The organism is Rhodocytophaga aerolata, from assembly GCF_030503435.1.
Taxonomy (GTDB): Bacteria; Bacteroidota; Bacteroidia; order Cytophagales; family 172606-1; genus Rhodocytophaga; species Rhodocytophaga aerolata.
Genome location: NZ_JAUKPO010000052.1, coordinates 1 through 22,661, shown reverse-complemented (window position 1 = coordinate 22,661; position 22,661 = coordinate 1). Strand labels below are relative to the sequence as shown.

Annotated in this window: 24 protein-coding genes; 10 read left to right on the top strand and 14 right to left on the bottom strand. The window is 39.2% G+C overall.

What is annotated here, in order from left to right:
• Positions 1–76: 76 nt before the first annotated feature.
• From Q0590_RS33935 to Q0590_RS33910, 6 genes are all read right to left on the bottom strand, one after another.
• The gene (locus Q0590_RS33935; RefSeq protein WP_302042124.1) at positions 77–313 is read right to left on the bottom strand and encodes a hypothetical protein; all 237 of its coding nucleotides are present in this window, start codon (positions 311–313) and stop codon (positions 77–79) included.
• Between the two features lie 107 nt (positions 314–420).
• Positions 421–759 (bottom strand): DUF2493 domain-containing protein, encoded by a 339-nt coding sequence (locus tag Q0590_RS33930; protein WP_302042123.1) that lies wholly within the window; start codon positions 757–759, stop codon positions 421–423.
• A 298-nt stretch (positions 760–1,057) separates the two neighbouring features.
• Positions 1,058–1,441, bottom strand: coding sequence for a hypothetical protein (locus tag Q0590_RS33925; RefSeq protein ID WP_302042122.1), 384 nt, complete (start codon positions 1,439–1,441; stop codon positions 1,058–1,060).
• 172 nt (positions 1,442–1,613) lie between these two features.
• Positions 1,614–1,856 (bottom strand): helix-turn-helix domain-containing protein, encoded by a 243-nt coding sequence (locus Q0590_RS33920; protein WP_302042121.1) that lies wholly within the window; start codon positions 1,854–1,856, stop codon positions 1,614–1,616.
• Between the two features lie 113 nt (positions 1,857–1,969).
• Entirely contained in the window at positions 1,970–2,563 is a 594-nt protein-coding gene (locus Q0590_RS33915; protein WP_302042120.1) for a hypothetical protein, read from the bottom strand.
• Positions 2,564–2,679: 116 nt separating this feature from the next.
• Complete coding sequence (locus tag Q0590_RS33910; RefSeq protein ID WP_302042119.1) at positions 2,680–2,925, bottom strand: hypothetical protein; 246 nt, start codon at positions 2,923–2,925, stop codon at positions 2,680–2,682.
• A gap of 136 nt (positions 2,926–3,061) precedes the next feature.
• On the opposite strand from Q0590_RS33910, the gene Q0590_RS33905 reads away from it, so the two are divergent.
• A complete protein-coding gene (locus tag Q0590_RS33905; RefSeq protein WP_302042118.1) occupies positions 3,062–3,457 on the top strand; it encodes a helix-turn-helix domain-containing protein in 396 nt (131 codons plus the stop codon).
• Positions 3,458–3,956: 499 nt separating this feature from the next.
• On the opposite strand, the gene Q0590_RS33900 is transcribed toward Q0590_RS33905, so the two are convergent.
• The 4 genes from Q0590_RS33900 to Q0590_RS33885 all read right to left on the bottom strand — a co-directional run bounded on the left by Q0590_RS33900 (position 3,957) and on the right by Q0590_RS33885 (position 5,997).
• Entirely contained in the window at positions 3,957–4,436 is a 480-nt protein-coding gene (locus tag Q0590_RS33900; RefSeq protein ID WP_302042117.1) for an RES family NAD+ phosphorylase, read from the bottom strand.
• 2 nt (positions 4,437–4,438) lie between these two features.
• On the bottom strand, positions 4,439–4,900 hold the full coding sequence (locus Q0590_RS33895; RefSeq protein WP_302042116.1) for an Xre family toxin-antitoxin system antitoxin: 462 nt from the start codon (positions 4,898–4,900) through the stop codon (positions 4,439–4,441).
• A gap of 194 nt (positions 4,901–5,094) precedes the next feature.
• Positions 5,095–5,691: a recombinase family protein gene (locus Q0590_RS33890; RefSeq protein ID WP_302042115.1), complete on the bottom strand. Its 597-nt coding sequence runs from the start codon at positions 5,689–5,691 to the stop codon at positions 5,095–5,097.
• A gap of 87 nt (positions 5,692–5,778) precedes the next feature.
• The gene (locus tag Q0590_RS33885) at positions 5,779–5,997 is read right to left on the bottom strand and encodes a hypothetical protein (protein WP_302042114.1); all 219 of its coding nucleotides are present in this window, start codon (positions 5,995–5,997) and stop codon (positions 5,779–5,781) included.
• Between the two features lie 552 nt (positions 5,998–6,549).
• Here Q0590_RS33885 and Q0590_RS33880 point away from each other — a divergent pair.
• A complete protein-coding gene (locus tag Q0590_RS33880) occupies positions 6,550–7,194 on the top strand; it encodes a nucleotide-binding protein (RefSeq protein WP_302042113.1) in 645 nt (214 codons plus the stop codon).
• 14 nt (positions 7,195–7,208) lie between these two features.
• Positions 7,209–7,514, top strand: coding sequence for a hypothetical protein (locus Q0590_RS33875; protein ID WP_302042112.1), 306 nt, complete (start codon positions 7,209–7,211; stop codon positions 7,512–7,514).
• Between the two features lie 289 nt (positions 7,515–7,803).
• On the opposite strand, the gene Q0590_RS33870 is transcribed toward Q0590_RS33875, so the two are convergent.
• Positions 7,804–8,490 (bottom strand): recombinase family protein, encoded by a 687-nt coding sequence (locus tag Q0590_RS33870; protein ID WP_302042111.1) that lies wholly within the window; start codon positions 8,488–8,490, stop codon positions 7,804–7,806.
• A 636-nt stretch (positions 8,491–9,126) separates the two neighbouring features.
• Between Q0590_RS33870 and Q0590_RS33865 the strand changes: the two genes are divergently transcribed.
• From Q0590_RS33865 to Q0590_RS33845, 5 genes are all read left to right on the top strand, one after another.
• Positions 9,127–10,038 (top strand): replication protein RepA, encoded by a 912-nt coding sequence (locus Q0590_RS33865; protein ID WP_302042110.1) that lies wholly within the window; start codon positions 9,127–9,129, stop codon positions 10,036–10,038.
• Positions 10,039–11,001: 963 nt separating this feature from the next.
• Positions 11,002–11,922: a replication protein RepA gene (locus tag Q0590_RS33860; RefSeq protein ID WP_302042109.1), complete on the top strand. Its 921-nt coding sequence runs from the start codon at positions 11,002–11,004 to the stop codon at positions 11,920–11,922.
• 880 nt (positions 11,923–12,802) lie between these two features.
• Positions 12,803–13,621: a replication initiation protein gene (locus tag Q0590_RS33855; protein ID WP_302042108.1), complete on the top strand. Its 819-nt coding sequence runs from the start codon at positions 12,803–12,805 to the stop codon at positions 13,619–13,621.
• 8 nt (positions 13,622–13,629) lie between these two features.
• The gene (locus Q0590_RS33850; RefSeq protein ID WP_302042107.1) at positions 13,630–13,851 is read left to right on the top strand and encodes a hypothetical protein; all 222 of its coding nucleotides are present in this window, start codon (positions 13,630–13,632) and stop codon (positions 13,849–13,851) included.
• A 314-nt stretch (positions 13,852–14,165) separates the two neighbouring features.
• Positions 14,166–16,442: an excinuclease ABC subunit UvrA gene (locus tag Q0590_RS33845; RefSeq protein WP_302042106.1), complete on the top strand. Its 2,277-nt coding sequence runs from the start codon at positions 14,166–14,168 to the stop codon at positions 16,440–16,442.
• 279 nt (positions 16,443–16,721) lie between these two features.
• On the opposite strand, the gene Q0590_RS33840 is transcribed toward Q0590_RS33845, so the two are convergent.
• Both Q0590_RS33840 and Q0590_RS33835 read right to left on the bottom strand, forming a co-directional pair.
• A complete protein-coding gene (locus Q0590_RS33840) occupies positions 16,722–17,234 on the bottom strand; it encodes an RES family NAD+ phosphorylase (protein WP_302042105.1) in 513 nt (170 codons plus the stop codon).
• The gene (locus Q0590_RS33835) at positions 17,234–17,599 is read right to left on the bottom strand and encodes an Xre family toxin-antitoxin system antitoxin (protein ID WP_302042104.1); all 366 of its coding nucleotides are present in this window, start codon (positions 17,597–17,599) and stop codon (positions 17,234–17,236) included. The genes Q0590_RS33840 and Q0590_RS33835 overlap by 1 nt, the downstream gene beginning before the upstream one ends.
• A 995-nt stretch (positions 17,600–18,594) precedes the next feature.
• Between Q0590_RS33835 and recD2 the strand changes: the two genes are divergently transcribed.
• Entirely contained in the window at positions 18,595–21,126 is a 2,532-nt protein-coding gene (recD2, locus tag Q0590_RS33830) for an SF1B family DNA helicase RecD2 (RefSeq protein ID WP_302042103.1), read from the top strand.
• A 353-nt stretch (positions 21,127–21,479) separates the two neighbouring features.
• Here recD2 and Q0590_RS33825 read toward each other — a convergent pair whose 3' ends face one another.
• Positions 21,480–21,956, bottom strand: coding sequence for a hypothetical protein (locus Q0590_RS33825; RefSeq protein WP_302042102.1), 477 nt, complete (start codon positions 21,954–21,956; stop codon positions 21,480–21,482).
• A 415-nt stretch (positions 21,957–22,371) separates the two neighbouring features.
• Here Q0590_RS33825 and Q0590_RS33820 point away from each other — a divergent pair.
• A partial coding sequence (locus Q0590_RS33820; RefSeq protein WP_302042101.1) for a plasmid mobilization protein occupies positions 22,372–22,661 on the top strand: 290 nt, incomplete at its 3' end.

Below are 22,661 nucleotides of genomic sequence, written 5' to 3'. Positions count from 1 at the left end.
GATTTTAAAAGAAGGGCATTATGGCTAATTGATGGTTAAGTTACAAGAAAGGCAGGCAATCCTTTACTTTCATTTACTACTTTTTGGAGGGATAGATTTTTTTGTAAAGTTCAAAGGTTTCTTTGAAGATCTCCAGCATGCTCATTCCTTGCTCCACGCTATAAAGCTTATAAGCTCGTTTGAAGTCTGAGGACACTTCAAACGACATCTGGATGCGCCCCTCTTGCACTTCTGCTTCTTTCTGCTTTTTCTTTGGGATTCTTCTAACTAAATCCCCTTCTTGTTTTTGTTTTGTTCTTACTTTTTTTGCCATCTATCCTGGAATGATATTGCGCTTATTAAAATAGTGATTACTTGCCTGCTAAGGGAAACTACCCTCTCCCTTTCAAGGTACTTTTCTGCTCTCTATCCCCCTACTGATTAAAATAAAGGAATGCAATGAACCGTTAGGCCCTTTTGCAAGGCATATTTGATGGTATATACCGTACCCCGGCTTTTGCCATCCCAAAAGGCAATCACCCGTTGGCAGGCATCTATAATCTCTTTATTGCGCAGGCGTGGCGCACGCTTCCCATACTTCTCATAGTCTGGTTTAAAGATCAAGGTAGGGATCCCCTTTTCCTTGGCGTACTGCTCAGCCAGCGTGTCAGCCCCCTTGGCCCCTCCCGAAATGATCAGGGGAAGGTCATAACCATCCAGAGTTTCTTCCACTATTTCATAGTTGGTAAAGTTTCTTGAGCCGATCACAGCTGTTTTCATAAATTGTTAATATTTTAAACAAACTCAATTCCAATCCAAGATCAGCACGGGCTAGCAACTCGTCTATTTTAGGACTTACTGGAAACCAAAAAGAGGAGGGCAAGAGGGGAAATAAAAATTCAATAAGCCCCCTTTCACTTTCCCAAATGCTACTATTTAGTATACCATACCCTCACTTACGCATTTTTTTCCCCTCTCGCCCCTAAATTAGATTGGAAACCGATTCGATTATTTGGAGTGATTCCTCTTCCATACGCTCCGCCCCTTTTATACAATTGCTTCTTTGTTGCTAAAACCCTCACAAACCAGTGAATCTACACTTGCTTCCCATTGCTTGCTCCTGTTGATAAAGGCCGGATAAAATTTCCTTCCTTGCCAGCAAGGCCTCATAGACGTTTGCCGCCTGCAACTTTGTTTGCTCAGGCTCGATGTCCATAGCTAGCGTTTGCTCCATGAGCCCGCGGTAGAAGCCAAACAATTCTGCCTGCAACTGCTGCTCTTCAAACCCTACTAACAGCAAGATGGTAGATTCAGAGACGAGATTGATTTGATACCTGGGTTTAGAAGTACAAATCAGTTGCCCGAAGCAGTCGTTCAGGATGGCTAATTCAATCAGATGAATGATTACCTCCCGTTTGCTCGGATAAAAGCCGGGCTGGGATTGGATCGGTGATAGATGCATATCTACTTGGAAATAAATGATCTACACTATATAGTGCATTCCTATGGCTGATAAAAATGGACAAAGGGGAAAAATACGTTCTTACAATTATACTCCCATCCATTACCTCATGTGAAGCGGTATAAGCCTTGCCGGCATGCCTGCCTGCTTAGTTACTTTTCCCCTTTTGCTCCTAAAACATCTGAAAATCTAACAGTTCATTCACCTTCATGCCTAAACCACCCGCAATAGCATCAAGATATGCAATCGAGACGTTCACCTGTCCTTTTTCGGCTCGATGAATGCTTTGTACTTTTTTGCCACTTCGTTCGGCTAAATCATTAAGCGTAAAGCCTTTGAGTTTGCGTAAATCACTTATCCGTTTACCCATTGCTTTCCTGGTCTGTTCTTTTTGTTGACTAGTGCGTTTTTTCATAACATTTAGTAAGTATAAAACTGGTTGATAATATATAAGTTAGGAGCCTCTCCTACTGAGCTAGTAGGATTTGATGGATCAGTTTCTATCCTTGCTCAGCCTGCAAGGTATGCTTATGGGCTGCTCTTATTGGTGCTAGCCAGGAAAGCAAGGAAAGACTCCTCTTTAGGTTTTTTAGTGAAAGAATACCTGAGTTCAATTTCCCCTTCATCCAAATCTTTTTCTTCAAAAACCATCACAGCCGTTGTGGTCACCACATAGTTTAAGCAGGTCAATACACCGGCTACCAGTAAAGCTGCATCCAGACAGTAACTGGGATTTTTGAGCAGGCTGCTTAGTTGAGTTAGTGAGAGAGCGTGCTCCTGGCAGAACCTGCCTAGATAGCCTTCCGGCTTTGTACTAAATTCTGCATCGAGAAGTCCAACGACCAGTTCATAACTCAACGTTTGATCGCAAGCCTTACTAATCAGTGGGAAAGCTTGCTCCTCCTGGGTTTTCTCTTCTTTCTCAGAAAGTTTCTGTTGGAGATTCTCACAGAAGAAAGAAGCTAGTTGTTTATTTGCAAATAAACCTATATGTTTATAAGAAGTTGATTTCTCATGCCGACTATCAAAGAAAGTGTGCTCATAATCTGTTTTACCTTCTTTGATAACAAACTCTTTTTTATCAACCGAATATTCCACTACCCATCTTGGATCTTGATTCATGATTTATTAGAGGTTGATGCATTTATAGATTGATATAGTTACGCCTGACTCATAAATTTCAGGAGCACAAAATTAACAGATAATAAATCTTTAGCTACCTGCTAATTTAAAACGCTTTAGTTTAAAGGCTTAGAAATCAGGTGTTCACTATTTTGACAATTTTCGAACGGGGGCATTCCGTTGGCTTTGGCCCACTTAATAAACCAGAGTTGCTCTTCACCGGTGAATCCCCCGTCTCTAACTTTTGCATAAAATGCTGAAGCAGACATTTGAAAACAGCCCATAAACTCATCTCTTAACTTCACTCTGTTTTTTTTGGAGAAGAAGTTAAATATCTCTTGTGGTTGATTGCTTGTTTGCATTAGCTTATATTAAGTTGAAACCAATACCAAATTTTATATATATTTGGAATAGATTGGATTGTATTGCAATAGAATATACAATACAATATTAATAAATTTATACTATTACCTGCAAACAATTTGTATAAAAAATTGCATGAATATCCATTTTGGTAGAAGAATAAAGGAACTGTCTGAAACAAAGAACTTGAGTGTTAAAGAGTTATCGCAAATGACTGGTAAAACAACTCAATCAATTTATGATATATTCAGAAAGGAAGATTTGGGTACAGATGTACTCAAGCAATTTGCTGACGCCTTGAAAATTCCAATCGTGCATTTTTTTCTTGAAAGTCCTTCTTCTCTTCATACAGAAAGTGGCAAACCTAAAGAGAGAGTGAATAGCATCGTTGAAAACACTAGCGTTCATTTTAATAGTGTGGGAGACTGTGAGAAAGAACTTGATAAAGCATTAGCTATCATTCAACAAATGGAATTAAGAATTAAGGATAAGGATGAAATGATTTCATTACTGAAAGAAAAAAATAATTGAAAATTTAACAGAGTATTCGCTTTAATGAATGAAAAGAAGCATTAAAAATGAATAACCCTCAATAGGTAATAGATTGATTTATTTGGCTAAAATAAATAATGAACACATATCTGACCTAGTTTTATATTAACTGACAGTACAGCCCTCAAAGTAGTTATCAAGACTTTTGATAACTATTTCTTTTATTTCATTTTTTCGAAGTTAGGCGATATTATATTGAATAAAGTTCTCAGCGGAAACGTTTTTCTGCCGTTGATAGTGAAACTTGCAACAAGAAAGCTTTGGAATTATCCTGCTAGGTAAGTTCAGAATTTTAACTTTGATGTTTTTACATAGAAGAAACGGTAGACATCAATTTCTTTTTTCTTGTACATGAAATATTGCGATTAAGCTGAATCATCAGAAGTAAAAACAAACAATTACGTTAAAATTACCACTCCACAAAAGCTCGTTTAGAAAATGCAACAGTATGCTGCTAGTGCCTCAACTGCGAAAACGTTTACTGCATATTTTCCGGATCATCGGACTTGATGCGGGGATCAAATCGGAAAGGTTCTCTAGCTAGCAGTCGTATTCTACCTTCAAGAAAATCCTGGTGGCGGGTATTGATTACATATACACTCTCTTTAGGCACAATTGAGGAGGGTACTTTCAGTACCGCTGAGACTCCTTTATTATACCAAGCATCTCCTATTTGTTGACAAGCCGGATAACTCGCTTTCCTATACCAATCTGATGGGAGTTCTTCAAGGGAGATTTGTTCAATTTGTACCTGCTCATGTATGTCTATAATGAGTACGCTGTACTGTCCATTCAACCCTTCTCCACCTCGGTGCACCACATTTTCTAAACAGGCCAGGGAACGGTTTTCGGCCGCATAGATGACTAGATTTCCCTTTGAGTTCCACCGGTTGCTATAGCCTGACGCAAAAAGTTTATCTGCATATTTGGTTAAGCAGATTCTGTAAGCATAGGGCATAGTTAAGAAAAATCTCCGTAAGCGATCCGCTCTAATTCTTCAATGATCAAATCAATGCCTTCACTGGTTTGCAGGAGCGTTAAAGGGCTCTGTCCTTCAAAGCCATGGGCCGGTTTCTCAAGCCAATTTCGAAAAGCCTGTGAGGTGCCAAATACCTCCTCCCCTTTCAAGTGCATGGCGTGTAACTTGAGCACTTGCTCACTCGAAGGTGGATCAAGTTTCTTCCCAGATTGTGCGTACGCCCGCAAGGTTTTCACCGATACATGCAGGATCTGGGCTAACAGGTCCTGATGCAAAAGCAAATCGGCAGCAATCTTGAAGGCTGTTTCGGCCGGTATACCCCGATGAGCAGCCATCACCAAAGAAAAAGAATCTTTAATAGCTTTCTGTAAACCTATGGTTACTTGTTCACTGCTCTCACGAACAGGTTTTTTCTTTTTAGACCTATCTGCTGCAACGCTCATGCGTGGATAATTTATCGTTACTACAAGTATAGGAAAATTATCCGAAAAAAACAGAAAAATTTCCTATATCTATATATACGTTCAACTAGCGGAAATAGTGCCGGATAAATCAACAAAATAAGGACTTAACATAGTAATTGTCGGATACCTGTCAGTTGGATGGTTGAAAGAACCATAAAAGATATCTGCCATGTCTAAGCATATCTGTCAAAGAGCCGCTTGACACTCATAGGCTTGAATTGTTTCCCCATAGACGTTTGGTAGCCATCCGAGTTCAGTTCCTGGGCGATAGCAGCAAGGGTCCATCCTTCCTTTCTAAGCCTTACAATAATTTTAGCCGCCTGTTTATTGGAGCGCTTTTCCATCGCCTGCTCCTGTTTGATCTTCCCTCCTTTCACCCGATGCTCATAAGTTAAATGATGAGGAGCCCCAAGTTTAGCTCCGGCTAGTTTCTTTGCTTCCAATGCTACTTTGGTACGGGCCGAAATCATTTTTCGCTCCTGCTGAGCAAGAGCGGCAAAGATATGAATGGTAAACTCATTGGCTTCCGGCAGATCACAGCAGAGAAAATTTACCCCTGAATCCATAATCGAAGAAATAAAGGTTAAGTTTTTTGACAACCTATCCAGCTTTGCAATCAGCAGGGTCGCTCCTTTTTGATTCGCCAGGCTGATAGCTTTTGCAAGTTCCTTTCGACTATCGTTCTTATCAGATTCGATGTCCGTGAATTCTTCCGAAATAAGCCCTTTATTCGTTACATAATTTTCTGCCACCCGCCTCTGTGCTTCCAAGCCTAAATCCAATACCTCCTGGCCTTAGGTAGAGACTTTATAATAGGCAACATACGTTTGCATAGATACAATACATTTTTAAAAGTATCAAAGGCACTTAGTAGGTGTAGGTACCTGCTCCCTCCTACTCGTAGCGAGCCAGCTCATCTTCCACTTTCCTGAGTTTATATCATACAACTCCTTTCTCTCCTGATAGCTTAATTCATTCCATTGAACTTTCATCTGCATGGCATAGTGGTTAAACTCATCTTTCATCTGGGTCACTTCCAGACTATCTGCCAGAGCGATTTTCTTCAGCTCGATCATCCGCTTTGTAATTTTTCGAAATATACTAAAAATTTATCAGATTATAGATTGGCCTTTGATATTCAGCATTAAGTAAATCAGATTGATTAAATTATGTTGACTATAAATTGTATAAAAAATATGTGTAGATACCGCATAGTACAATATTGCATAATATATTAAAAAATCAATTAGTACAAGGAATCGAATAATTATGTAATAGATAAATAGTTATAAATTGTTTGTTTATCAGATATTTATATTTAATAATACTATCAATAATACTATCAATAATACTATCAATAATACTATCAATAATACTATCAATAATACTATCAATAATACTATCAATAATACTATCAATAATATATTATAATTATTTAAAGTATGATATTATATTATCCCTATTAGCTAGTATAGATCTAATCAAATATGATGTATGTATGATATCATAAATAATATCAAAAAAGGGTACATTTTTGATAACAAATATTATATATGTTTAATATCTTGTTTGATATAATTCGTGCAATTATATTTGGTGTCAATAATCACATCTAATTGCTATCATATATGATATACACTGTTGGTGGACAAAAAGGAGGGAGTGGCAAAACTACTGTGGCCACTAATTTAGCAGTACTACTGATAAGCATAGGGCGAGATGTTCTGTTAGTTGATGCCGATGATCAGGAAACATCTAGTGACTTCACGGCACTTCGGGAAGAGCGGATGGAAAATCAAGCCGGATATACTGCTGTAAAACTATCAGGAATAAACATTTTAAAGCAGGTACCAAAGCTTGCTGAGCGTTACCAGGACATTGTAATTGATACTGGTGGCCGTGATACAGAAAGCCAGAGAGCAGCCTTGACTGTAACCAATATTTTTCTAATCCCTTTTGTTCCCAGATCTTTTGATATTTGGACCTTGGAAAAAGTAGAATTTTTAGTGGAGCAGGCAAGGAGTGCTAATCCAAAACTCAAAGCATATGTATTTATAAACCGTGCAGATCCAAGGGGAGGGGATAATGATGAAGCGGCAGAACTACTTAAACAATCTGAGGTTCTACATTTCCTGGATTCACCGCTTGGTAACCGGAAGGCTTTTGCCAATGCCGCAGCCAATGGAATGGGAGTGATTGAACTCAAAAATACAGATGAAAAAGCTGTCAATGAATTCAAAGCACTTTATGAGCAATTAAATCATTCTTCATAATAAACAGATCTTTTATGGCTATCACAGCTAAACCTAAAAAAACATCCGTCATCGAGAAGCCTGAAAGCAAGGAAATTGATGAAAAGAAAGCGATAGCTTTTATTAATCAGGGAGGGAGCGTAGCCTCTCATACAGCCACTTCTGAAGCAGAAGAGGATGAGAAACAAAAAGGGGTAATTGTTCGGATGTATCCTGATATGATCCAGGAGATAGATGATCTGCTGAAAAAACTTCCTAAACGAAACCGGCCATCTCGTAATGCTTGGATTCTGAAAGCGGTAGAAGAGAAGCTTAAGCGGGAAAAAAAGAATCATAAATGATATCTTAAATAATATCAAATTTGATATCAATTATAATTATATTGTTATATCTAATATAATTACTTTTATGAAATCATATCTAATATAAATTTTATATCACAATTGATAAATTTTTGATATGTGAATTGTATATATAATGATATGTTTTATATATAATAACTGCTATATAATACGCTATATTATAGATATTTAACATACTATCATTTACGATATTATATTAGATTGCGTTTATGATGTATGTTATGATATCAAAAATTGAGTTTAATACCCTATAATTCAAATAGTTAATTTATATGGTTTTACGCATAGCTCTATCAAACAATCTTTTCACTGTGCCTCTATTATATGGATAACCTCTTCTAGTTCGATATCCAAGCTCATTTAATTCATCAGTGATCTGTTGAAAAGTTTTTCCTTCCCTTCGATCAGATAAAATGATCTTCATAGCTTGCCGGTTGGCCGTGTTTTCAGAGGCATTTATTTGCCTGACTAATAAACCCTTGTTACGTGCATGTATGGTTAAATTTTGAGGGGAGCCCAGCTTATGACCTTGGCCACGTTTTGCTTGCAGGGCTGCCTTCGTGCGGCTACTAATCAGCTCTCGCTCATGTTGGGCAAGAACAGCAAATATTCCCACTGTCAGCGTGTTGGCATCGGGCATATCAGCACACACAAAATCAACGCCGCTGTCCCTGAGCTCAAAAATAAATCCAGCGTTGCGGGAAAGGCGGTCAAGTTTAGCAATGATGAGTGTATGCCTGGATTGTTTGGCGAAGGCAATGGCAGCTTGCAACTGATGCCGGTTATTATTTTTACCCGATTCCACTTCTGTATACTCTCTGACAAGGATTCCTTTGGGGCCAGCAAACTGCCCGACGGCTGCTTTCTGTGCCTCCAGGCCTAGACCAGATTGGCCTTGTTTGTGAGTAGAAACCCGGTAATAGGCGACAAAGGATTTATGGGTTGGCTGCTGCATTGTTGATATCAAAATACCAAATTAAACCATTTGTTGCATTTTACAAACGGTCGTTTAAAAAATGCAACAAAAGCTCTGAAATCGTACTTACCTATGAATTTTATTATATATTTATTATGAAGAAGCCATATAGGATAAAATCACAATAAGAAGCAGACCTTAATTGTGAAATGAATAATGAGTAATGATATGTATACAATTACAAATGACTTTTTTACCAATTTCAGACCAAAGATAGAAATGATAGGTTATGGCTCTGGCATTAATAACTTATACTCGTTTAATTTTAAGCACTATGTGCATCTTAGCTCTGCTACTAGTTCATGATAAAATGAATAGTGGTAAATACCTGCTTAACTGTCCAATTATTATAGATGGCCTGGCTAATAATAACCCCAAACAAACGATTATACGCACTTTAATGTCAATCAATAAATCACAGGCTTTGATATTAGACTATATCCATATGCATTCATCATGAAAAGACATTGTGTTTTCAATCCCTTACAATTCCAATATTGTAAGTGTTAATTTATATAATAGCAAAAGCTTCCTATGCTATTGCTTTCCTTTTTATATATATTTTCGTTTATTTAGCAAACGATTATATGTATTTGTATCCTTTTCTACAGGATTATGGCCAATCAGGAGCAACAGATAATAAAGCATACTTATGACACAATTGTCTCTCAAAGCGAATCTACCCAGCTTTTGTTTCAACATGCCGTGCTCTGCCAGGTATATTTACCTTACCGTGACCCTGGTAAAGAGGTAGATAGTTGGGTTAGACAACAAGGTAAAGCGTATTTTGCCATCCAGGCCACCAAAGTTTTCAATCCCCAATCTGAGCGATATGATAAATTACTAGGGCTACCCTTTGGCCCAAAAGCTAGACTCATTCTGACTCATATAAATACGCTGGCTTTACTGCAAAGATCCCCAAATCTTGAAGTTTCAGATACCATTACATCATTTGTTAAATCCCTTGGTTTACCCAATAATGGGTATCAGATTGATGCAATAAAAAATCAGCTTGGAAGATTGGCCGCATCTATGATTTCTATTGCCTTTTCACCTGGTGAAAACCGAAGCTTTCAGGTAGATAGTAAAATCATTAAAGGATTTGATCTATGGTTTCCAAAAAATCCAAATCAGCGGGTATTATGGGATGGTAATATTGTTCTCTCTGAAGATTACTTTTTCTCCTTGATGAATCATGCAGTACCCTTAGATAAACGACATTTGGCAGTGTTTGCAAATAATGCGATGGCTATTGATATTTATACCTGGCTTGCACAACGATTACATCGTGTTTCTACGCAAAACTCTGAATTTGTGCATTGGGTAGGACTCAAAGAGCAGTTTGGAGAGGGGTATGCCCGGATGGATCATTTCAAGGAAAGTTTCAGGTCAAATCTACGCTTGGTGCTTACTCAATATTCAAATGCAAAAATTGAAGAAGATTTAAATAAGGGCTTTATTCTTAAAAATAGCTCGCCACCAATCCCTCCTAAAACGCATCAAGTATTAAAAATTGATAAGCCATAATTACCTAGTATCTTTCTAGGAGGTATATTATGTTGGATCGGAAAAATAAGCAAAGAGTTTCTTGGGCAATCAATTAGGCTAGTAGTCTTCTCTTTTTTTTGCAAACCCTGCGACAGTTTACCGGGAATACGCCTTGGTTGTGCAAATGCCTGCCATATATATTTCGACTTACGACAGTTTAGCGGGAGTTAGAAAGTTTACTTATCCAGCAGACATAGTTGTACTATAAAGCCTATGAATAATTTTCAGGCAAAATTAAAAGTTGCGACAGTTTAGCGGGATTTACCTATGTAGAGTTTAAAAATCATTGCTTTCATTACTTTTTTCTACGACAGTTTACCGGGAGCCATGCATACTTTTAGTGTTTACATAGTCTAAGATGGCATTTCAGCAAATTTTTAAGTAACCTTAAGCTAGTTAATCTTGAAGACTCCTGTCTTGGCAGTTTTGTTGACGACAGTTTACCGGGGTAAATATTCGGTTTTACGACAGTTTACCGGGATAAATATTTTGTTATCATGCCTCTTTCCTGGCGCGCCATTAACCTACCAAGCCATTTATGATACCGATACCTTGCGACAGTTTACCGGGAATCTCAAACGACAGTTTACCGGGACAACCCTTATACAGTATAATTTATGATAAAAAGATAAGTTCACTTGGCTTTAATTTAGCTTATTCAATTTATATCTATATTCTTCCATCTAAGAAAGGCACTTTTAGAACTGCAAGGGCAACTTTGTTTTTCATGCAAATTTTCTCAAGTTTCGTATAGGATAACCAACTGCTGATCATTAGATGAGCTAGTAATGCATGGTAGGGGAGGAGTAGTGCAAGTTAGCGCAAACCAAAAATAGAATGCTCACAAATCTAAATAATAGATATAGTATTAAAGACTGTATTTATAATTTTTAGAATTGCCTATTAGCATAGATGTTTGGAAATCTAAAACCAAGAACCTTAATGATAACAAGAGTTCAGAAAATTGCTAAACAAGCGTATGATAATATTGTCCTGCCGAGCGAGCATAATGAGCTTTTGTTTCAGCATGCAATCCTATGTCAGGTATACTTGCCTTATCGTGATCCTGGAAATGAAGTGAAAATATGGGAGCGAAGGCAAGGTAAAGCATGTTTTGCCATACATACTACACCTGTTTTTAATCCTCAGACTCATAAGTATGATATTAATATGGGTTTGCCCTTTGGCCCCAAAGCAAGACTTGTATTAACTCATATCAACACGCTCGCTTTGCAACAGAGAACCCCGCTTATTGAAGTAGCAGAAACTTTTTCTTCTTTTGTCACTTCTTTAGGCCTGCCTAGAAACGGAAAACAAATAGCTTCTATTAAAAATCAACTAGCCCGTTTGGCCGCTTCCATGATATCTGTTGCTTTTTCACCTCAACCCAGATATGCTTTTCAGGCAGATAGTAAAATAATAAAGGGCTTTGATTTAACTTTCCCCAAAGAAGATAATCAGAGAGTTGTTTGGAATAATACAATAGCCTTATCAGAAGACTATTTCCAATCATTGATGAATCATGCAGTACCTTTAGACAAAAGACATCTTTCAGTACTTGCCAATAATGCCATGGCATTGGATATTTATGTCTGGCTTGCCCAACGCTTGCATCGGGTTGAGCAAGGCAAGCCAGAGTTTGTTCATTGGCAAGGACTGAAAGATCAATTTGGTGATGGTTACGATAGAATCGATAATTTTAAAGCAATATTCCGGCATACATTGAGCTTAGTACTTACTCAATACAATTCAGCAAAAATAGAGGAAGATAAGAATAAAGGTTTTATATTAAAATGCAGCCCTCCACCGGTTCCACCCAAAACAATGATTCATCTACCAGAACCTTTTAAAATCAAAAATTAACAGTACAACAATCATCTGTTCAAAAGAGCGACACTTTTGCAGGGATAATATTGCCTTCATGTGTTAGGAATGGAAGTAATATGCTTATAATCAAGTATCTACTATTCATATAAAGAACTGCGACACTTTTATAGGAATCACATCTTTTTGTAGAAAAAGATACCAATAATCCCCTAAGATTAATCAAGCAACAATTATAAACTGCGACACTTTTATAGGAAGTGAATGAAAGAATATATTCATGCTAAGTGCGACACTTTTGTAGGTCAACTTTTGACGGGTTGCGACACTTTTGCAGGAGAATTTATTTCTACAATTATCCACTTTACTCAGTGGAAAACCAAGTTATCCGCGACACCTTTATAGGAAACCAGCGACACTTTTATAGGAACAAGGTCCAATTTGTGCGACACTTTTGCAGGAAACCAGCGACACTTTTATAGGACAAACCTTTAAACTATATAAATCCTTTAACTATTACAGATATTATCTGAAAAAATGTGGAAAAGTGTTTAATGGGGGATTGCATCCCCCAAACCCCCTGCGATGAATGGTGCGAAAGGCTGAATAGCGCTTGAACTTTCAATTTTTATTGACGTACTTTCTCCTGCGAAAGGCTGAAAGCCCGGTTGGTACCTCCGTATAAGATGCAAATAAGTAGCTCCTGTACAATCAGGAGCTACTTTAGTTACTTATTATTCTTATTTTGCTTAGTAGATAAGAGAAAAGTTATTCCTACTCGTCCACAGCGCTGCTGAACGAGAACGAAATGCATGTATCTTAATAGAAGAGTCGTCATTATAAAATTACAAAATGACTAAGATCAGAATTTGCATTATTAGCCCTAAAACGAGAAATTTGGTGTAAACACTTGTACGCTATGCTGAAAGTAAAAGAGAACACCAAACCTGCAAAATCTTATAAACTTCCTGTAGCTGATATTCAAATACCTTTATTCAACGCTGAACCAGTTGCAGCTAAGGTGGATAAAAGCCCTGTAGCACATGTGCCAGCACAAAATATAGGTGCAGAAAAGATTGAAGAATTGCATGATTTGATAATGGCTCAATACAATATGTCGCTGTATGAGCGGCGTATATTTATTAAAGTGTTGGAACTACTCCCGGAAACAATTGTGCATCCGGATGGAATTGCTCTTTTTGAACCACTTATACTGGATGCCAGGGAAATCATTGCTGATAGCAACTTAAAAGGGGAGTCTGCTTTCATGGAGCTACAGAAAGCAACCATGAGCATGATTCAACACGTTTGCCGGATTGCTGAAAAAGATGGTTTGTTACAAACCGGATTAATTTCTTCAGCTAAATATCTTACCGGTAAGGGTCAGATCCGGATTCACATAGATCCTGCCTTGCATCCTTACCTAATTAGAGTGAAGAAGCATTTCAGTGGAGAACAGCTACAGACTTTAATCAAATTTAAAAGCTATTACAGCCAATGTTTTTATGAGTGGTTCTCTAAGTCCGCCCAGTCGACGAAGATCGTTTATATATCCTTATATGCATTAAGAACCATGCTCCGGATTGGCGAAACGGAATATGAACGGTACTATGATCTAAAACGCTTTGTGATCGGTCAGGCACAGAAGGAACTGAAAGGAACACAATATGAATTTTCTTTCAAGGAAAAACGTACTGGCCGAAAGGTAATTGGTTTACAGTTTCAGTTAGCAAAGTAGGGAGTCATATGGGGAAAGAAAAAAAGAAATACAAAGTAATTGCTAAAGTGGATAGTAAAGATTTTGTCCGCTATAATGTGAATGACCTTTTAAAATTTACTGCTTTTTTAGATACGCAGTTTCCTACCTGGCGTTGGTTTAATGTGTACAGATATACAAGTGAAGGTAATGGCGAGCAGCTATGTAGCTTTACTAGCAAAAACAGGCCCGCACATAAATTTGTACTGTAGAATCTGGCAGTTAAGTAAGCTGAGTACATTTGCTATGTATGAATAGCATTATTGAAAAAGCTTCTTTTCTACAGACTACTCTAGATTAGCCTTACGTTCACCAACTATTTTTCATTTTTTGTGATGCAATTTGTAGTCTACTGACATACCTATGTCACTGGTCATTCATATATTGGAAGAAAATGTAAAGAAGTCATAGGCACGCTAGTGTATGTTAAACATTGCTTTAGATAACTAAGAATAGATTTACTTTCCTATTAGGGTGCATCAATACTTCTTTTATTGAAAAAGTAGCGAAACTCATACTAACTTCTATGAATCAGGAAAAAATAATCATCAAAGGAGCCAGAGAAAACAACCTGAAAAATATATCCCTAGAGATACCCAAAAAGCAGATTACTGTGTTTACAGGCGTATCAGGATCGGGGAAATCGTCGATTGTGTTCGATACAATAGCCACCGAAGCCCAACGGCAACTTTTTGAAGGATTTAGTATGTTTATTCGCAATTTCCTCCCAAAGTATTCGCATCCCAATGCTGATAGCATTGAAAATTTAAGCATGGCCATTGTAGTGGATCAAAAGCGTTTGGGTGGCGGCTCTCATTCTACGCTTGGTACTATAACTGATATCGCACCAGTGATGCGATTGCTGTTTTCCCGGATTGGAAAACCCTTTGTGGGCTATTCCAATGTTTTCTCTTTTAACGATCCGCAAGGGATGTGCCCCGAATGCAATGGACTGGGAAGAAAGTCAGGCGTAATTGCTGACGACTTTATTGATCATTCCAAATCACTCAATGAAGGGGCCGTTCAGGTTCCTGTCTTTGCTTCCTGGGAAAAGGAGATTTATAAGAGTACCGGTTTTTTTGATAATGACAAAAAGATCGCTGATTACACAGAAGAGGAGCTGGATCTGCTGCTGTATAGCAAACCAAAAAAGTTTAAGCTACAAATTGGAGGTACTACCATGAATGCTACCTATATGGGTATCATTGAAAAGTTTACGCAGTCCTATATTAAACGGGATATAAAAACCTTATCGGAGCGTACTCAGAAACTAGTGTTACCTTTTATTAAGATGGTGCCCTGCCCTGTATGTAAAGTGGACAGGCTGAATCAGGCTGTTCTGGGATGCAAAATACAGGGATACAACATTGCCCAGCTTTCAGCCATGGAAATAAAGGATTTGATTGCTTTTCTGAAAACCATTCATGATCCTATTGCCCAACCTATGGTGCAGACCTTGACTGAGCGGCTTGGGCACCTAATGGATATAGGACTTGACTATTTAACCTTGAATAGAGAAACAGATACCTTATCTGGTGGAGAATTGCAACGGGTAAAGATGGTAAAACACTTAAGCAGCAGCCTTGTGGATGTGCTCTATATTTTTGATGAACCTAGTGTAGGCTTGCATCCAAGAGATGTCCACCGGCTGAATGGATTACTGCGCAAATTACGCGACAAGGGCAATTCAGTAATTGTGGTGGAGCATGATCCGGAAGTGATTCAAGTAGCAGATCATATCATAGATGTAGGGCCTCAGGCAGGAAGCCATGGCGGTGAGATCATGTATGAGGGTAACTTCTCCGGCCTGTTAGAGGCAAATACCTTGACTGGCCGATACCTGAAAAAGTCTTTACCACTTAAAACAACCTACCGTTCTTCCAAAGGCAATTTGCCTATCCGGCATGCCAGAGTAAATAATTTAAAGAATATAAGTACCGAGATTCCCATAGGCGTTTTAACAGTGGTGACTGGCGTAGCTGGCTCAGGTAAAAGTTCACTTATTAATCAGGTATTCCTGACCCAGCACCCGGAGGCTATTGTTATTGATCAATCAGCCGTTGGTGTTTCCACCCGGTCTAATCCGGCTACCTATACAGGAATGATGGATCATCTGCGGAAAGCGTTTGCCAATGCAAACAAGGTGAGTCCTTCTTTATTTAGCTTCAATTCGAAAGGAGCCTGTGAGAGCTGCCAGGGATTGGGGGTGATCTATACCAATCTGGCTTTTCTGGATGGAATAAAAACACCTTGTGAAGTATGTGGAGGTAAACGCTTCAAGGAGGAAGTATTAGCTTATAAGTTGCATGATAAATCCATTGCAGACGTACTGGAAATGACCATAGAGCAGGCGCTGGAAGATCTTAAACAAAAAGAAGTGCAGCATATCCTGCAAACTCTCTGTGATGTGGGTCTCAAGTACCTGACCCTTGGGCAACCCTTGAGTACACTCTCCGGCGGGGAATGCCAGCGAATTAAGCTAGCCAGTGAATTGCATAAAAGGGGAAGTATTTACGTAATGGATGAACCGACTACAGGCTTACACATGTCAGATGTAGGCAATCTGTTATCCATTATAAATCGGCTGGTAGATGGAGGAAATACAGTGATTGTCATAGAGCATAACCTGGATATCATTAAAAATGCAGACTGGATCATAGACCTGGGTCCGGAAGGAGGGAAGAATGGAGGAGAAATCATATTCGAAGGCACTCCTACCCAACTAATCCATGCCGAAGGATTTCGATCCCTTACCGGTGAATTTTTGAAGGAGTCTTTAACAGTTAACCAGTTCGCTTACTGATTACATGGATACTATTTCAGTCAGCTCCCTTAGGTAGTCTTCCATGCTATCAAACATGTTTCTAGTTTAATAGCATTTCTATATCGAAAAGTATAGTATTTGATATATCTGATGATATCATATGTGATAGCTGATTTATATATGATGTTGTAAAATTGTGATAGCTATTTGTTATCAATAGGTAGTTGTAATTACTTGATGTAGATAACAATATATATGTTTTGAACAAATCATGTCTTGAGCCTGTAAAGGGGCCATAATTAATTTTGGTACTTCTTTTTATCCAAGCAGGCGAGGATCAAACTCGAAAGGATCTACTGATAGGATCTTTAATTCCGTGGCCTGGCTATGTGCAGGATTAAGCAAGACATTGTATTCCTGTGGCAGGATAGCCGAAGGTACTCTCAAAGCCAGTGATGATTTGCCCTTCAGCCAAGCAGTGCCAATGTCTGCTAGTAGGGAAGTTGTTGTTTGACTCTGGATTAGAGAACCGGGAAACCGGCTGGTATTGCCAAGATTATAACTGAGCTTGCCCCAGTCTTTGGGAAGTGTTTCGGTGGGTACTTCTTGAATAGAATAATCAGCAGGCAGCCCAAGTGTGATGATGACGAATTTATCAGGAGTGGCAGAAGATTCTACATGCACTACTTTTTCTAAAACGGCCAGTGCCCGTGTAGTAGCTGTATAAATTACGGGAATTCCTTTATGATGCCAGCGGCCGGAGACATACAGCCCGCCATTTCCACTTAGGTCCCGTGCCCATTTCTCAGTAGTAATACGGTATAACTGCATCAGGCAAATATACCATGTTCAATGCGGATCACTTCATCTAGCAGGTATTCCACACCTTTAGTTGTATTGAGCAGTTCAACAGGCCTTTTTCCTCCAAGAGCCTTGCTAGGTGAATCCATCCATACTTTAAATTTTCCTTCTCCAAATACTTCAAACCCTTTTTGATAAAGTTCAGCTGTTTTAATGACGCGTTCGCTGCTTGGATAATCAAGCAATTCATCATCGGGATAGGTAGGCATATTCACAGAAAGGAAGTTTGTTACCTCTTTCAGCGAAAAAGACATTTGCTCGGCTAACTGGTAAAGCGCCTTTTTTTGTATCCCTACCCGGGCACCTAACATATCTAGTACGGAAGTATATAACATAGCAATAAGCTACTTTTTGCTAATATAACGAAAAGTTGTTGTATCCTGTTTAAAGGCTGTTGATTTTATATGTATACTATTAAATAAGCTTATTCAAATAAGGTGTTTAACGTTATTTAGTTTGAAAACCCAGCGTAAGAGCACAAGACAAAAAGCCATAGAATGAAAAGCTACCCATGTCTGTGCTAAGACTTGGAAACGGATCAGCAGTGTCTTAAAGCTGTCATTCCCGAAGCTACACAATGTGTGCAATTCACCAGGCGTTGGCTTGTTCAATGACTAGTCTTTTCTTATGCAACTGATGATCAAAATAGTGATTAACTACATAATCTTAACTGCTCCTGCTGTTTATAGCAATGTTATCTTCTACCTTTTTCTCTGCACATTGCCTTCGTAGCTGTAGTGAATCAAAACCCACATCAGCATTCAAAAATAACCCCTTATACATTTATTCCTGCTTGCTGTAATAGCAGGCAAAGTCCCTCAAAACATTCCTTCATTTGGTATAAATCAATAGAGCATGAACGCTCTATATGTTCTCTACTGATAGGTTCACTACAAGCGAACATCAAGCCTTGACCTGCCACACGTGTGAGCTTCGGGTCCAATTATCCGCTAAAAATAGCAGATTACTTGTTACTGATTGCCTTCTCTTCTAATAACCTACATGCGCCCCATCATTCTTCGCTAGCGTATGACTGCCATTAGTAGCCAAGCTTACAGAATGTATGAAGTCCACTGCATAGAAGATCAATCTATATAAGCGCGGTATTTCTTAAGTAATTCTATCCACAATCGCTGCCAACTACCATCTTTTGCTTAGCGTTAAATGAGGCAGAAGTTGTTCTTTTATAATATCTTTACTGGGCACTGGTTTTGGTTTTCAAGTTTTACTCTTTAGTTTTTACACTTCAAAAGTACTACTTACTAACTAGTGCTTCCTTTTTACACAACAAATTTAAACAGCTTCACAGTTAAGGAGTTTTAAATATATAATGCAGTCACCCATTAGCCAAAGCGGGAAAGAGTTAGAAAAGCTATCAGGGATAGTCAAACGCATTACCTTTCATAGTGTGGAAACTGGCTATACCGTGCTCAAAGTAAACAGCTTTGCTAAACCCGCAGAAGAACAGACCGTTGTTGTGCATCAATCCAAAGTCTTTGCCGGGGCTACGATTGATTTTTATGGAGAATGGAGCAATCATCCATTATACGGCCTGCAATTTAAAGCAAGCAAAGTCATCGAACGCAAACCTGCTTCGGCCAATGCCTTGGAGAAATACCTGGGTTCAGGCCTCATCAAAGGCGTAGGACCAGTGACAGCTAAACGAATTGTCAAACACTTTGGCAAAGATACTTTAGATGTGTTTGAGTCTTCTATTGAGCGGTTAACAGAGGTAAGTGGTATAGCCAAAATCAAACTTGAGCAGATCAGTAAAGCCTGGGTAGAACACCAAGAGATCCGCAATGTGATGCTATTTCTGCAGTCCCATGATATCTCCACCTTATTTGCTGTCAAGATCTATAAAAGCTATGGCAACAATGCCATAGAAATCGTCAAGAATGACCCCTACCGCTTAGCCAAGGATATCTATGGCATCGGCTTCTTTTCGGCAGACAGGATAGCTTTGCGAATGGGCCTTGCCACCAATTCTCCTCAGCGGATAGAAGCCGGCATTGCTCATGTGCTGCAGAGCGCCAGGGAAGAGGGCCACTGTTACCTGAAAGAAGAACAGATCCAACGGGGGGTAGGGGAGCTCTTGGCCATAGAAAGGGGAGAAGCCATAGAAGAAGTACTTAGAGAAATGGAAAAGAGAGAGGAGCTCAAAACCCGCAAGCTGTTAGATGAGCAGATCGGGGAGAGGGTCAGCTGCTATTATGCCCACTCTTTGTACTATGATGAGCAGTATATCGCAGAGAAAGTAGCCAAGCTTGCCGCAAGTCACCTGCCATTAAATGTGGAGCACTTAAAAGAAGATCTGCACACCTACTGCCAGATACACCATATAGAGTTAAGTGAAGAGCAGGAGGGGAGTGTACTCTCGATTGCCAGGGAGCGGATAGCTATTCTCACCGGGGGACCGGGATGTGGCAAAACCACTACCACCAAAGCCTTAGTAGGCTTGTTGTTACTCATGGGAAAGAAGGTGATGCTCTCTGCTCCCACCGGCAGAGCCTCTCAGCGAATGAGTGAGGTGATCGGTATAGAAGCCAAGACCATCCACCGGCTTTTAGAGTTTGATCCCCTTACTGGTGGCTTTAAGCGAAACGAGGGAGATCCTTTGCCAGTAGATGTGCTCATCGTGGATGAATGCTCCATGCTGGACGTGCACTTAGCGGCTTCCCTGCTCAAAGCCTTACCACCACAGGGGCGACTGGTGCTTATTGGAGATTCAGATCAGTTGCCGGCAGTAGGAGCAGGGAATGTTTTGAAAGATATGATTGCCTCCGGGGTAGTGCCTTGCCTGAAGCTTACTAAAGTCTTCCGCCAGGCATCAGAGTCACAAATCATCAGCTATGCCCATCAGATCAACCGAGGAGTTGTGCCCAGGATCGATTCTCCTTTCCACCGGCCGGAGCTCTGGAAAGGGAAAAGCGATTGTTTGTTCATCGATTCAGAAGAAGCCACCCATGAGCAGCTGCGCTTTATTGCCAAGGTGAAAAGAGCCACCGGGGAGAAAGAGGGAGATGGGAAGAAGGAAGATGAAAAGGAACTTGAGAATACAGCAGACGAGCCGGAAGAAATCTACACGAAAGCAGGGGCAATCAGTATTCCGGAGAAATTCAGTTTTGTAGACATAGATAAGCTATTGCAGGCCCAAAGCTACAGTGAAGAGCTCAAGGAAGTAGTCAAACGGGTACATCCCTGGTCATCGCTGCATTATGGCTTTTCAGCCGTTTCCATGATTGAAAAACTCTACCACTCGATCATTCCCAAATATTTTGGAGAAGGCATCGAAGTACAGATCCTCTCGCCCATGAGCAAAGGCAGTGTAGGAACAGGCTCTTTGAATAAAGCTATACAAGAAAAGGTAAATCCACCAAAAGAAGGGAAAGCCCAACTCCTGCTAGGTGGCCGGATCTTCCGGGTAGGAGACAGAGTCATTCAGAAGCGGAATAATTATGAACTGCTTGTCTTCAATGGGGACATTGGCACCATCAGTGCGGTAGACCCCGAGGAAATGACACTTACAGTACGCTATAAAAGTGGCAAGGAAATAAAAGAGGTGATCTATGAGAAAGAATACCTGATCGAGCTGGACCTGGCTTATGCGATCACCATTCATAAATCACAAGGCAGCGAGTTTGAGACCGTGATCATTCCCTTGCTTTCTGCTCATTTCAATATGCTCTTCCGCAACCTGATTTATACCGGCATCACCAGGGCAAAAAAGCTGGTGGTGTTTGTCGGCAGTAGAAGTGCCTTGAGTTTGGCAGTAGGAAAAAAGAATACGGCTACCAGGCAAACAGCTTTAGAAATCCTGCTTAGAGAAAACGCTAAAAGGGAAACTAGCAGGCTATTCTAAACTTATGATCAAAGCTGCTTTTAATTATGGGTGTATTGCAAGTATATTAACTATTTTATTCGGTTAGCCCTGAAAGTTATTGTTTCTATCATCCAAATTCTGCATTTCCACAAAGCTTTAAATAAGATATCAAGAGAGTTTTTTCCAACGACCTATATAGATCAGCCCACAGGTTGGAGTGTATTGCTTAATCAAAGATTTAAGAATTGTCAGTGATATTTTCTATACAATGAAAAGAAGTATTTTTTTCCCCTCTTGCCCATTTTTAGTAAAAATGGTATGAGAAATTTTAAGATATGCTCATTCCTCTTGAGATGTTAACTCTAATTCTTCAAGCAAATAAAAAAGAGAAATTATCCGTCTTGATTTTTTTTCTTCTCTTCCTCTTGTCTCTTCTCTTCCTCTTTTCTTTTTTTCATCCTTTCTTCCCGTTCCAGATATGCATCCATAAATTCATTCTTTTTAAGGTCTTTTCTATTATCTGACCATTCATACTTCTTCTCCGCTATTGGTTGTACTTTTTCTGTATCTTCTGTTTTCTCCTCCTTTATTACTTGTTGTGAGGAAAAGGTATCCACAGCAGGGGGAGGAGTTACTACTTGAGAGGGGAGAGCTGCCTTTTGCTTGTTGATGATTCTTGTCTTAATTAGAAATATCATCATTTCAGAAATAGGCAATCCTAAGTCTTCTGAGATTTTTTCAGCAATAAATTTAGCTGTATAAGCACCAGTAAAATACTCCTCTCTATAGTATTCATACAATAGATTATTACGCTTTTTACTCTTATTTAAGAAAGCCTTTTGTACATCCTCTTTCGTGATTTTTGCCATAATGAAAGGATAATGAAAGTGTAATGAATATCTACTGAAAGTAATTTTTATGTGAAAGGGTAGTGCAAGTATAATGAAAAGGTATTGAAAGTGCAAATACCTATTTGAAAGTTTATTGAAAGGCTATTGACAACCTAATGAAAGTAGATAAAAAATACCCCAAAAAGCTATAAATCTGGAGAAAAGGTATATCTTTGGGAATCGTATTCTTGTTAAAGAATAGCTAGATATGTTCCATTCCCCTCGAAATTCTGTTTTCCTCATCGGTCACAGAATAACTCGGCTCATTGGAACGATCTAGCCTTCCACCTAACGGATGGAAGGGAGCCGATAGGCCCTCAAAATGTACCCTTCCTCCGCAGTCGTCAGGAGGAAGATAAAAAAGAAAAACAGTAACAATCAACCCTTCACCCATATGGCAAAGCAGGCAGATAAAGCATCCATACCTAAGTTAACCAAGGCAGGCAAAGAACCCTTAAAGCGTGGCCGCAAAGAGAAAAAGGCTGAAGATAAACAGCGTTACACAGTCGGCAGTTTTAAGTTCACTAAGTCCGAGAAAGCAGCCTATGATGCTTTATATCAAGCATCAGGCATGAGCAATCAGACGGACTTTTTCCGCAGAATTGTTTTTAGAGGTGGTTTAAAATTGTACTATTTTGATAAAAATACCGAGTTAATATACGATAAATTAGGCGATATTCAAAG

Bases quoted from the DNA above. Each gene is read 5' to 3' on its own strand.
- Q0590_RS33935 (WP_302042124.1), bottom strand. From the start codon at position 313: ATGGCAAAAAAAGTAAGAACAAAACAAAAACAAGAAGGGGATTTAGTT.
- Q0590_RS33930 (WP_302042123.1), bottom strand. From the start codon at position 759: ATGAAAACAGCTGTGATCGGCTCAAGAAACTTTACCAACTATGAAATA.
- Q0590_RS33905 (WP_302042118.1), top strand. From the start codon at position 3,062: ATGAATATCCATTTTGGTAGAAGAATAAAGGAACTGTCTGAAACAAAG.
- recD2 (WP_302042103.1), top strand. From the start codon at position 18,595: ATGCAGTCACCCATTAGCCAAAGCGGGAAAGAGTTAGAAAAGCTATCA.
- Q0590_RS33920 (WP_302042121.1), bottom strand. From the start codon at position 1,856: ATGAAAAAACGCACTAGTCAACAAAAAGAACAGACCAGGAAAGCAATG.
- Q0590_RS33925 (WP_302042122.1), bottom strand. From the start codon at position 1,441: ATGCATCTATCACCGATCCAATCCCAGCCCGGCTTTTATCCGAGCAAA.
- Q0590_RS33860 (WP_302042109.1), top strand. From the start codon at position 11,002: ATGATAACAAGAGTTCAGAAAATTGCTAAACAAGCGTATGATAATATT.
- Q0590_RS33900 (WP_302042117.1), bottom strand. From the start codon at position 4,436: ATGCCCTATGCTTACAGAATCTGCTTAACCAAATATGCAGATAAACTT.
- Q0590_RS33875 (WP_302042112.1), top strand. From the start codon at position 7,209: ATGGCTATCACAGCTAAACCTAAAAAAACATCCGTCATCGAGAAGCCT.
- Q0590_RS33840 (WP_302042105.1), bottom strand. From the start codon at position 17,234: ATGCAGTTATACCGTATTACTACTGAGAAATGGGCACGGGACCTAAGT.
- Q0590_RS33895 (WP_302042116.1), bottom strand. From the start codon at position 4,900: ATGAGCGTTGCAGCAGATAGGTCTAAAAAGAAAAAACCTGTTCGTGAG.
- Q0590_RS33835 (WP_302042104.1), bottom strand. From the start codon at position 17,599: ATGTTATATACTTCCGTACTAGATATGTTAGGTGCCCGGGTAGGGATA.
- Q0590_RS33855 (WP_302042108.1), top strand. From the start codon at position 12,803: ATGCTGAAAGTAAAAGAGAACACCAAACCTGCAAAATCTTATAAACTT.
- Q0590_RS33870 (WP_302042111.1), bottom strand. From the start codon at position 8,490: ATGCAGCAGCCAACCCATAAATCCTTTGTCGCCTATTACCGGGTTTCT.
- Q0590_RS33880 (WP_302042113.1), top strand. From the start codon at position 6,550: ATGATATACACTGTTGGTGGACAAAAAGGAGGGAGTGGCAAAACTACT.
- Q0590_RS33850 (WP_302042107.1), top strand. From the start codon at position 13,630: ATGGGGAAAGAAAAAAAGAAATACAAAGTAATTGCTAAAGTGGATAGT.
- Q0590_RS33885 (WP_302042114.1), bottom strand. From the start codon at position 5,997: ATGATCGAGCTGAAGAAAATCGCTCTGGCAGATAGTCTGGAAGTGACC.
- Q0590_RS33910 (WP_302042119.1), bottom strand. From the start codon at position 2,925: ATGCAAACAAGCAATCAACCACAAGAGATATTTAACTTCTTCTCCAAA.
- Q0590_RS33865 (WP_302042110.1), top strand. From the start codon at position 9,127: ATGGCCAATCAGGAGCAACAGATAATAAAGCATACTTATGACACAATT.
- Q0590_RS33845 (WP_302042106.1), top strand. From the start codon at position 14,166: ATGAATCAGGAAAAAATAATCATCAAAGGAGCCAGAGAAAACAACCTG.
- Q0590_RS33825 (WP_302042102.1), bottom strand. From the start codon at position 21,956: ATGGCAAAAATCACGAAAGAGGATGTACAAAAGGCTTTCTTAAATAAG.
- Q0590_RS33915 (WP_302042120.1), bottom strand. From the start codon at position 2,563: ATGAATCAAGATCCAAGATGGGTAGTGGAATATTCGGTTGATAAAAAA.